Raw genomic sequence first — 11,074 nt, 5'->3', positions numbered from 1 at the left:
GCGGGTGTTGTTGGTGTTAGACGAGACAGATTTGAGTTGAAACAGTTTGAACCTCTTTTGGGTAATGTGGACGGTTTACGAATCTGTCAGGGAAGCATCAATGCTTGATTAACGCTTCATTTATTACTTTAGCGCGTTTTTTCAGAAATGCAAGCGGATGACAATAAACTTTACAAAAAAAAAGTATTGACTTGCCTTTTTATGTACTTTTGTAAAAGCCAGAAACAGACAATGACCCTGAAAAGCTCAGGGGAAGGGAGATAGAAGCGATCGCATCAGAGTTGCCATTCCCCCGGCGAATTGAAGTAGGAAAAATTCCGAGAATTGCGGCGCAAACAAACAACACCCACCGAGCTAGCCGAGTGACTTCCTCTGGTTGCGAAGGTTTTGCAGATAAACCGAAATTAAAATTTCAGTTGCATTGCTGCCTTTCAGTCAGTTGAGGATATATCAGCCCGCATCAAGTGGGTGTTGTTGGGGTTAGACGAGACAGATATGAGATGTAACAGCGTGGAACCTCGATAAGTGAATGTGAACTTGGCTGTTTTAATCTGCCAGGGAAGCTTATCGCTTCATTTATTACTTTAGCTCCTTTGCGGAGATTTTCTCAGAAATGACAGAAAATGAAACAAAGGTTTACATAAAAGCAAGTTACTGCTGTAGCCGATGATGAAATTAGGTAAAGCGCCGGGGAAAACAACTCGGGTCTCCATCCCCCGAAAAGCGCTCTGTTGCCGTGGTTCTACGGTTTTAGAGGGAAGTTATCCCTGACGAGAAGGCGTCGGGAGTGAAAACCTCGGCGATCGCGCCGATACCTTCGTGGATCCGGCGCTTTTCCAAGTACAAAGCAGCAAATCGTTGTTTGAAAACACAGAGTATGAGTCAAGAAAAGATAGAGGGAAGTAGAGGAAAGATGGCAAGGTTATTGTCGCTGCAGAAAACGCACAACCAGAAACCGCGATCGCGCAAACCGGGGATATTCGGCTTAATTTGCGGCATCATTGCGGGAATGACCCCCACCGTAGCCGTTGCAGAGGCCCCAGGGATTTGTCAATCCAGACTAGAACCAGCGATCGCGCAGATTATCAACCGGCCCGAATTGAGACGATCGCGGTGGGGCATATTAGTAGAGACCCTCGACTCTGGAAGTAACCCCACCCTTTATCAAAAAGAGAGCGATCGCTACTTTATTCCCGCATCCAACGCCAAACTGCTCACCTCCGCCGCCGCCTTGCACCATCTCGGATCCAACTTTCGCATCCGCACCTCCGTGTATGGCAAAGACAGCACCCCCGGGAACCTGGAACACTTGCGGATAGTAGGGCGCGGAGACCCCAGCATTACCGCCAGCCAACTCGAAGCGATCGCCGAACAACTGCACAACCAAGGAATCGAGCAAATCGGACAAATCATCGCCGACGACAGCTATTTTCGGGGATTACCCTTCAACCCCAACTGGGAGTGGGAAGACGTGCAAGCCGGGTATGGCGCGCCGGTGAACAGCTTAATTTACAATCAAAACGCGATCGAGCTAAAAGTGTGGCCGCAGAACCAAGGAGACCCCTTGCGCGTCACCTGGGCCGATCCCCGCGAAGGCATGCGCTGGCGGATCGAGAACAATGCGATTACCGTTGCATCCTCGCAACCGGAATTTTTAGAAGTCGGGCGAGACTTTGCCACGCCAGTGATTCGCCTCAGCGGGCAATTGCGGGCCGGATCCGAACCGGAAGACATTTACGTTGCGACGCCTCATCCGGGCAACTTTTTTTTGCGACACTTTCGCGAAGCCCTTGCCAAAGTCGGGATTACAGCGGGACGAGGACTCGTCACCCACGAGGCGACGCCTTCATCCGCACAGCGAGAACTCGCCACCATTGAATCGCCGCCCCTATCGGAACTGGTGATGCAGGTGAATCAGAAGAGCAACAATCTTTATGCCGAAGTCTTGCTGCGATCGCTCGGTACCAATCCCGGAAACAAAGCCAAAAAAGCCCTACCCGAAGAAACCATCGCCGCCGGCTTGCAAGTGCTAGAAGCCGCATTAAGCGAAATAGGCGTGGATAGTGACAGTTACGAATTAGTAGATGGGTCTGGACTCTCGAGACAGAACCTCGTCAGTCCCGAAGCCCTAGTGCAAACCCTCAGAGCTTTTGCCTATTCTCCCAACAGCGAAATTTACCGCAACTCCTTACCCGTCGGGGGAGTCAGCGGTACCCTGCGATGGAGATTTCGCGACACCCCCGGCGAGGGGAAAGTGCGCGCCAAAACCGGCACCTTAACCGGCGTTTCCGCCTTATCGGGATACGTTCCCAATTCCGAGTACGATACCCTGATTTTTAGCATTATGGTGAATCAATCCGATCGCCGGGCGCGCCAACTGCGCCAAGCGATCGATGAAATTGTATTGCTGCTGACCCAAATGCGTCGGTGTTAATCCTTTTCGGCGGCGAGAGCGTTCTCGTTGCCAGGAAAGCGAACAGGGTTTGACCTTGCAGACGCAGCATCTAGCGTCTGTATTTTTTTTTCAAGATAGTATGGTGAAACAGGCTTTGCATTGATTGGGGTTGCAGGTAAAATCGAATTATTGCGCCACTGGATAAAGAATTAACATAAATTTATAAAAATTAACAAAGAAGGGAAACAGACAGGGAGCAAGATAGGGCGCAATGAATCGGTGCGGCGATCGCCTTTCAATGCCGATTATTCTCAGATCGAGCCTGGAATGCCAAGGGGATGGAACCGAACTGGGGTCAGCCACAGTGCATTTCCAGGTCAACTCAAGTTGAGCGATCGGAAATCCCCTTACCTGCCGAAAGCTTGAGGTCGGTTTAAGGTAAAAATAAGGGTGAACGAGAGATGCCCGTCAGCAACAAATCCTAGCCCAACAGCGCCGGGGTGGGTTGTGGGGTAGGACAGCAACAGTTCGAGGCGGATAAGCAAAAGAAAGGGTGAAATATGAACCGCATTTTGCTCGGAGTAGACGATCTACAGAAACGAAATCGACTGGCGCAGCAATTAGCCAGTCACTACGATATTTTGCAATTTTCCTCAAAAACTCAACGAAAAAGAGATGAAGAGAGACAAATAAAAAAATGGTTAAATGAATCGGCAAGCGGCCAGAATTGTATTCAAGCTTGCATTGTCGATAAACCGGGGTTATCCAGATATAAACTGCAACTGAGGGAGAGAAGAGAATTGCCCTTAGAGGCACAGTTTCCCGTGCTGTTAGTAGTAGAAGAGCGAGAACTGGAAAATTTGCGAAACGCAGAAGAAACAGAGGGAGAACATTACAGAGGTAAAGCCTTGTATGATGATATTATTATCGGCTCGGGGACTGCAGCGGAATTAAAGTATCGAATCGAGAAATTGTTGCGAGAGAGAGAGTTGGCAGCAAGCACCCTTTCCCGAGGAGAAAGCGGCATAAAAAACGACCGAACGGAGAGTGAAAAAGAAGCCAAGGCGTTAGAGAGGCAGAGGGAGACGGCAACCTTAGCCTCGCCTTGGAGAGGAAAGAGACGACGAGGAAAAAGAGGGAGTAGAGAGCCGCAGCAAAGGTCTAGAGTGCCGGTGCAACAACTCTTTCGCTTATTAGTGGAAGGGATTCGGGACTATGCGATCGTGCTGCTCGACGCTGAGGGAGAAATCATCAGTTGGAATAGAGGAGCAGAGCGGATTTTAGGATATCAAGCCCGGGAAATTATGGGAGAGCATTTTTCCAGATTTTATCCTCCAGAAGATATCCAAAGTAACAAACCGGAAAAAGAGCTGCAACTAGTTGCAACCGCCGGACAATGCGAAGATGAAGGGTGGAGAATTCGCAAAAATGGGGAGAGATTTTGGGCCAGCATGACGATCGCCGCTTTGTACGAAGTGGGTGAAGAATTAGTAGGATTTTCGGCAATTATCCACGACTTAAGCGATCGCAAAGCAGTAGAAATGGAATTGTGTTCCCTGAACCGCGCCTTAACCACCATTTGGGAATGCAACCAAGCAATGGTAAGAGCCACCCGAGAATCCGAACTGCTCGAAGAAATTTGTCGCATTATCGTTGAAACCGGCGGATATCGGTTAGCCTGGGTGGCATTTGCCCGCCCAGAAAGTGGGGGAGAAAGCGACATGCAAATTTTACAACCCGTTGCTTGTGCGGGAGATAGAGCCAACAATGGCTGCATGTTTGAGATCTGGGGGGATGAGGTAGAAGCAACCATCCGACTAACCAGCCAGAGCATTCGCAACGGAAAACCCTGCGTCGTGCAGAACATCGAAACCGATCCCAGATTGGAGCCTTGGCGCAGTGCGGCGATCGCGCGCGGGTTGTATTCCACCATTTCTTTGCCCTTAATTGGCAAAGGAAAAGCCTTTGGGGCATTGCAGATTTATGGGGGTATTACCAATGCGTTTGATGTTGCAGAAGTGCAGCTTTTAGAAGAACTGGCAAGCGATTTAGCCTATGGAATTATGGCCCTGCGCGATCGCGATCGCCGCCAGAAAGCCGAAGCCGCCCTTACCAAAAGCGAAGAGCGCTATCGACAATTAGTGGAACTCTCCCCAGAAGCGATCGTAGTACACAGCCACGATAAAATCAGCCTAATCAACACAGCGGGAGCCAAACTCCTCGGTGCGGCGACCCCAGCAGAGCTAATCGGGCGATCGATGCTCGATTTCGTTTCCCCGGGAGATTCCCAACTGCGCCACTTGTTGCAGCAAGTGCAAAAGCAACAACAACCCCTTTCATTCGTGGAAGTGCAGTTAATTCGCCGAGATGGAACCATCGTACCCGTAGAACTTGCCGCCACACCCTTAGGGGAAGGAGGAGGGAGAAAAGATTTGCTCGTCGTAGCCAGAGACTTGAGCGATCGCAAACGAATGGAAGCCGCATTGCGCCACAGCGAAGAACTGCATCGGATCGTCTTAAGCAACATTTCCGAAGCCGTGTTCATTACCGATAATCAAGGTGGATTTACCTATATTAGTCCCACAGTGTCCGCGATTTTTGAATACTCAGTGCAACAAGCGTATAAAACCGGCAATATTCGGAAATTATTAGGGGATAAACTGTTCGATGCCCACCATCTTGCCCGAGTGGGAGAAATTCACAACATCGAGCGGACGATTCGTGGAAAAAGCGGGAAAAAGCATACCTTACTCGTGAGTGTAAAGCGAGTCAAAATCGATCGCGGCACCGTGCTTTATACCTGTCGCGACATCACCGAACGCAAACAAGCAGAAGTGGCATTACGCGCCAGCGAAAACCGATTTCGCACCACTTTTGAAGGCTCTCCCATTGGCATGAGCCTGTTGAACTTGGAAGGAAGATTTATCGAGAGCAACGCCCAACTGCAGGAAATGCTGGGATATCGACAAGAAGAGCTTTCCCGCAAACGCTTTGCCGAGATTACCCATCCGGAAGATATTGGCGCGAGTCATAAACTGTTTCGAGAAATGCTGCGCGCTCAGCGCGATCGCTACCAAGTGGAACAGCGATATATCAGTGCCAATGGCAGTTGGGTGTGGGTGCGAGTCAGCGTTTCTGCAATTCGGGAACGCTTATCTGCCCCCCAATTTGCGATCGCCTTAATTGAAGATATCAGCGAACGCAAGCAAGCGGAAGAAGAACTGCGCGTGCATCGCAATCATTTAGAAGAATTGGTAGCAGAACGCACGGCGGAACTGACCCGCACCTTGGAACGCCTGCAAGAAGAAATCCGCTATCGCGAACAAGCACAAGAGGCGTTAATTCGCGTCACCCAAGCGGTGGAAAGCACCAGCGATGCGGTAGCGATGACCGATATGACCGGGCGATCGATTTATCACAACCGTGCCTTTTTAGAGTTATTTAACTATAGCGTAGAAGAACTGAATGCCGGAGGCGGTCACGGGATTTTGTTTCGCGATCGCGCGGTTTGGGAACAGGTATTTGGCAAAATTCGCTGGGGCAAAAGCTGGAGTGGAGAAGTGCAAATGCGATCGCGCAATGGCTCGATGGTGTCGATTTGGCTGCGCGCCGATGCGGTGAAAGATGACAACCATCAGCTTGTGGGATTAATCTGCGTTCATACCGACATCACCAAACGCCTGCAGGCGGAAGCAGCATTGCGCGAAAGCGAAGAGCAACTGCGAACTCTGATTAATGCGATGCCCGATATTGTCTGCTTTAAAGACGAACGCGGCGGGTGGTTAGAAGCCAACGATGCCATTTTAAAAATCTTTGAGCTAGAAGGCAAAGACTATCGCGGACTCACAGACGCTCAGCTTGCCGAAATGAGTCGGTCTTACAGCGAGGCATTTTTCTACTGCGAACGCACCGACGAACAAGCCTGGAAGAAAGGAATACTTTCCCATGTGGAAGAAGCCATCGGGAGCGTGAATGGCATGGCGCGCATTTTTGATGTGATTAAAGTGCCGTTGTTTCACGCCGACGGCACCCGCAAAGGATTAGTGGTGTTGGGGCGCGACATTACCGAACGCAAAAAAGCCGAAAAGGAATTGTTGCGCTTGGCATCGATTGTGGAGTCGTCGGATGATGCGATTATCGGCAAAACTTTAGAGGGAATCGTGTTGAGTTGGAATGCCGGTGCAGAGCGGATTTATGGGTACACTGCTTCGGAGATGAAGGGACAATCGATTTCCCGGTTGGTATTGCGCGATCGCCAACATAGCGAGTTGGGATTATTTGAAAGAATTCAGCAAGGAGCGAGTATCGATCATTATGAAACCGTGCATTTGCGTAAAGATGGCTCGCAAATTCACGTTTCCCTGACGATTTCTCCGATTAAAGATCCTGCCGGACGGATTACCGGCGTGTCCACCATCGCCCGGGATGTGACCGATCTCAAGCGGGTGGAAGAGGCGCTCGAGAGCCTGCGCCATCAAAATGAGTTGATTTTGAATTGTGCCGGGGAGGGAATCTGCGGCATGGATGCTCAGGGAAAGACCACATTTGTTAACCCGGCGGCGGCGAAAATGTTGGGATATCCTCCAGGAGAGTTGTTGGGTGCGCCCCTGGGGATGATTTTACACAAGCCACTGACTCGGGGATCGGTGGGGCGCGATCGCCCGAGGGAAAATGCCCTCGGCGATCGCGAACCACGGGCCGCGTCCAACCCCCAGCAGCTCGCGATCGCCGGGGATGTAGAAACCCCTGAGATATTGGCCTCTCCTTTATATGGGGCGATTCGCGATGGCGCAGTTCATCAGGGAGCCAATCAGGTGTTTTGGCGCAAGGATGGTTCTTGTTTCCCGGTGGAATATATCACCACTCCGATTCAAGAGCAAGGAAAAATTGTCGGGGCCGTGTTGACGTTTAAGGATATCACCGAACGCCTTGCAGTGGAACGGATGAAGGATGAGTTTATTTCCGTGGTCAGTCACGAATTGCGAACCCCCCTCACCTCGATTCGCGGCTCTTTGGGGTTGCTGGCGGGGGGCCTGCTCACCGCTCGCCCTGAAAAGGCATCGCGGATGTTGGAAATTGCGGTTTCCAATACGGATCGCTTGGTGCGGTTGATTAATGACATTCTGGATTTGGAGCGGATCGAGTCAGGCAAGGTGACGATGGTCTATCAACTCTGCAATGCGGCTGACTTGATGCTTCAAGCAGCCGATGCATTGCGTTCGATGGCGATGCATGCCGATGTTCGCTTATCGGTGACGCCGTTAGATTTGTCCCTCCAGGCAGACCCAGATCGGATTTTTCAGGTGTTGACCAATTTATTGAGTAATGCCATTAAGTTTTCTCCTGAAGGAGAGACGGTTTGGCTGAGTGCGGCGATCGCGCCGAGGGCAGAATCCATTGCCTTTCCCGAATCTTGCCAGTCCGAGAGCACCGTGGCGACCCTCGACCCGCGATCGAACCGTGACTCGGACCGTTGCTCTGCCCCGATGACGCAGCCCACGGTGTGCTTTCACATCCGCGATCGGGGCCGGGGCATCCCCCCAGAAAAGTTGGAATCGATTTTTGAACGGTTTCAACAAGTCGATGCATCCGACTCGCGCAAAAAGGGCGGCACTGGCTTGGGATTGGCCATCTGTCGCAGTATTGTGGAGCATCATGGAGGTCGCATTTGGGCCGCCAGCGTCGTGGGTGAGGGCAGTTCGTTTTATTTCACCTTGCCTTTGCACGAGGAAAATTTATAATTGTTAATTCCAGCGGCTCTCGATGCTCAATGCCCTTCCGCAGAAGGGATCGGTAGCTCGGTCCGGGGGACGCCGTTGACCGAGAGTCTGGAAAATCCGGGTTCGGCGCTACACTCGGTTGTCAATTACCAATTTTCAATTCTAAACCCTCGGTTTTAGTCAGACGAGGCGACGCTTGGTACTCGAAAAAGTTAATATAAGAAGAAATCCTGCTTATCAATGTAGGGGAGCGAGCCAGCAAGGCGCGCGTTTTTCGCTCAGCCATAAGGAGCGATCGCTCCTTATGGCTGAGGGTATGATTTCCAGCTATTGGCGATCGCGGTGTACGGCTGCCCGAGGCCGCTGTGTTTTCAATCCGCGAGTTTTAAAGATAATAAAATCGATTTTTGAGAATTTTTATTTTCAGTTGTCCGCACCCTCCCGAAGGAGGATAAGAATCCCACCGTGAGTTCCAAACGTATTTTAGTTATCGATGATGAAGATGATATCCGAGAAGTGGCTCAGCTCAGCTTAGAGATGGTCGGCGGCTGGGAAGTCCTGACCGCCAGTTCTGGCAATGATGGAATAAAATTAGCCCAAGCCGAGCAACCGGATGCCATTCTGCTCGACGTAATGATGCCGGATATGGACGGTCCTGCCACCTTTAAAAAGCTGAAAGCCCATCCGCGCACCGAGAACATCCCCGTGATTTTACTGACGGCAAAAGTCCTCTCCGCTGACCAGCGCAAATTTTCCGAACTTGGGATTACTTCTGTGATTGCCAAACCGTTCGAGCCGATGAACCTAGCCGCTCAGGTCGCTCAAACCCTGGGTTGGTCCACATAATTTCCCGCCGCCAATCCCACCAGCTTGCTCGGCGAGTCAAAAGCGCAAAGGAGAACGAAAGGCGGGATAAGTGCCAAGCGTTCGATGGTTGTGCCCAGACTCGCCATTTGCATTTTTTGACCGCCGGGAAGACCATCGGATCTGCCCTGCAAAATCACAGAGGCTCCAGGGTTATTAGATCCCTATGGGAGGAAAACGGTTTTTATGAAGTTGAGTTAAGTTTTTTAACAATTTACTTCACAAATTCTTCACAACCTGGCTTTAGTATCTCAGATGACTGACAGGATTGAAGTAGCTGATTATAGTTGATTCAGTTGTCCAACCTTTGAAATACTGGCAGGATTGCATGAAGCTAGCAGAACAGATTGAAGAGGCGTTTACCTCTTACTTGGAAAAGTTGGGAGTGGCTTGGTGGGTAGAAATTGTTACTGCCGAACCCGCCTGTACGTACTACTTCGGTCCGTTTATGAGTGCCAAGGAAGCGGAACTCTATCGGGGGGGATACGTGGAGGATTTAGAGGGCGAGGATGCTAGAGGTATCGCCGTTTACATTCATCGGTGCCAACCGAAACAGCTAACGGTTGCCAGTGATTTGTAAACCGATCGCAAAGCACAGGTTGAGCAGGAGGGGAGCAACCAGAGCGCGATCGGGCATCCCCTTCCAGCAAGTCGCGCTTTTTTAATATTTTTTTAAGGTGGAGGTACTGGGTAAAAGTGCTTGGGGGTTGCCAGACCATATTACAGAGAACTCCGGCGGTTTTGTGGCCCCATATGTTACGGATTATTACTGGCAACCGAGAGTGTCTATTCCAAAAAAACTTTAGAGATTTCGTCGATCCCTAGCCTTTTCTTCACGGCATCTTCACATTCATATTTTAACTTCAACTATAGAGCGAATGAAGCTCCGAATCGTTGAGAAGAAAAGCCAGGAGTAGAAACCTATGCCCGCTGCCTACCTCACTCTCCTAACCATTTCGATGGGATCCGCCTGTGTTTATCTCCGAGCCTCTGCAGATATCCCCTTCGTACTCGCGGCATTAACGGCGGTCGTTTGCTTTATTTGGGGTTTTGCTTTAGCGCCTTGGATGGTTCAGTTATTGATTGTCGGATTATTAATTGGTTTCGATAAACTCTACTTATCCAACGCAGGAAGCTTGCGCCGGAACTGAAAGAAGGTGGCCCGCGAGCATAGATGCCACCGTTTGATTTCGCTTCATGCCCTTTCTCTATCGTTGAAATTTTTCGTTAATCCGAAACCAATTGGGAATTATGTTTAACAATACTGCCAACCACTGTCCTTGTTGTTCTAGTCAGTTGCTGCGCCACGCTCGCCACAGTGGTGTTTATTGGTTCTGTCCGCATTGCTGGCAAGAGATGCCAGATTTACTCTCTGCCTCGGTGCAACCCCGTGCATACCGACAGCAGCTCGATCGCTTGGTGGAGTTGCCCAGTGCCCCGATGCGCGATCGCGCCATGCCAGAGCGCGAAATTGCCTAGTGTCCACAGAATCAGTCCGTGGCAGGAAAAATAAATAACATTTCAAGAGACACACCTTTTGCATTCGGTCCGGGTTGTGTCTCTATTAATTGGCGAGATGGGATCCGCTACAGAGGCAGGTAAAGTGGGTGGGGGGAGCGAACGGCGATCGCCCCAGAGAATCTCTGCACAGAGTTGAACAAAACCAGTGCCGCATTCCCCCACATCGCTAACGGTAGGTGTTGCTCAACGAACGGCAGCAACTAATTATCGTAGCCTTGATTTCGATGGAGTGTTTCAGAACAGAAATGGTGAAACTTAATCAAGGCAACCGCATGAGCGCAACTCCTGAATCTTGTCGCTATAGTCATCACCTTGCGCTAAACTATGGCTATGCGAACCAAGAAGCCAACCAAAATCATTCGTACCGACAAATGGACGCTGAATCCAACGACGAAACAGCGAGTGCTGTTTGGAGAAACGATTCAGGTCTATTGTCGGCTGTGTCGGTATTTGATTGGCATTGTGTTTACGCCTTGCCCTGAGTTAGGGCGGCTGTGCAACAGTCAGGAACCCCATCCCTAAAGGGAGGGGCTTGGTAAGACTTTATTTTCCCAAGCTCACCTGACCAGAAGAC

The 11,074-nt window shown here is 50.5% G+C and carries 6 protein-coding genes; all 6 read left to right on the top strand.

All coding sequences use genetic code 11. From position 1 onward, the window contains the following. The first annotated feature begins 913 nt into the window (after nucleotides 1-913). Nucleotides 914-2,434 carry a D-alanyl-D-alanine carboxypeptidase/D-alanyl-D-alanine endopeptidase gene (gene dacB / locus LKK83_RS28235; RefSeq protein ID WP_324634794.1) on the top strand — a complete coding sequence of 507 codons (1,521 nt, stop codon included), beginning with the start codon at nucleotides 914-916 and terminating at the stop codon, nucleotides 2,432-2,434. Between the two features lie 521 nt (nucleotides 2,435-2,955). Next, the gene (locus LKK83_RS28230) at nucleotides 2,956-8,136 is read left to right on the top strand and encodes a PAS domain S-box protein (RefSeq protein ID WP_324634793.1); all 5,181 of its coding nucleotides are present in this window, start codon (nucleotides 2,956-2,958) and stop codon (nucleotides 8,134-8,136) included. 444 nt (nucleotides 8,137-8,580) lie between these two features. Next, on the top strand, nucleotides 8,581-8,961 hold the full coding sequence (locus LKK83_RS28225) for a response regulator (RefSeq protein WP_324634792.1): 381 nt from the start codon (nucleotides 8,581-8,583) through the stop codon (nucleotides 8,959-8,961). Between the two features lie 346 nt (nucleotides 8,962-9,307). Beyond that, nucleotides 9,308-9,559, top strand: a complete 252-nt coding sequence (locus LKK83_RS28220; RefSeq protein WP_324634791.1) for a DUF1816 domain-containing protein — start codon at nucleotides 9,308-9,310, stop codon at nucleotides 9,557-9,559. Between the two features lie 671 nt (nucleotides 9,560-10,230). Then, the gene (locus LKK83_RS28215; protein WP_324634790.1) at nucleotides 10,231-10,458 is read left to right on the top strand and encodes a hypothetical protein; all 228 of its coding nucleotides are present in this window, start codon (nucleotides 10,231-10,233) and stop codon (nucleotides 10,456-10,458) included. A 366-nt stretch (nucleotides 10,459-10,824) separates the two neighbouring features. Further along, complete coding sequence (locus tag LKK83_RS28210; RefSeq protein ID WP_324634789.1) at nucleotides 10,825-11,022, top strand: hypothetical protein; 198 nt, start codon at nucleotides 10,825-10,827, stop codon at nucleotides 11,020-11,022. Nucleotides 11,023-11,074: the final 52 nt, after the last annotated feature.

The organism is Phormidium sp. CCY1219, from assembly GCF_035615515.1.
GTDB lineage: Bacteria > Cyanobacteriota > Cyanobacteriia > Cyanobacteriales > Laspinemataceae > CCY1219.
Note: the sequence above shows the minus strand (reverse complement) of the source record. Positions and strands in the feature narration are given on the sequence as shown.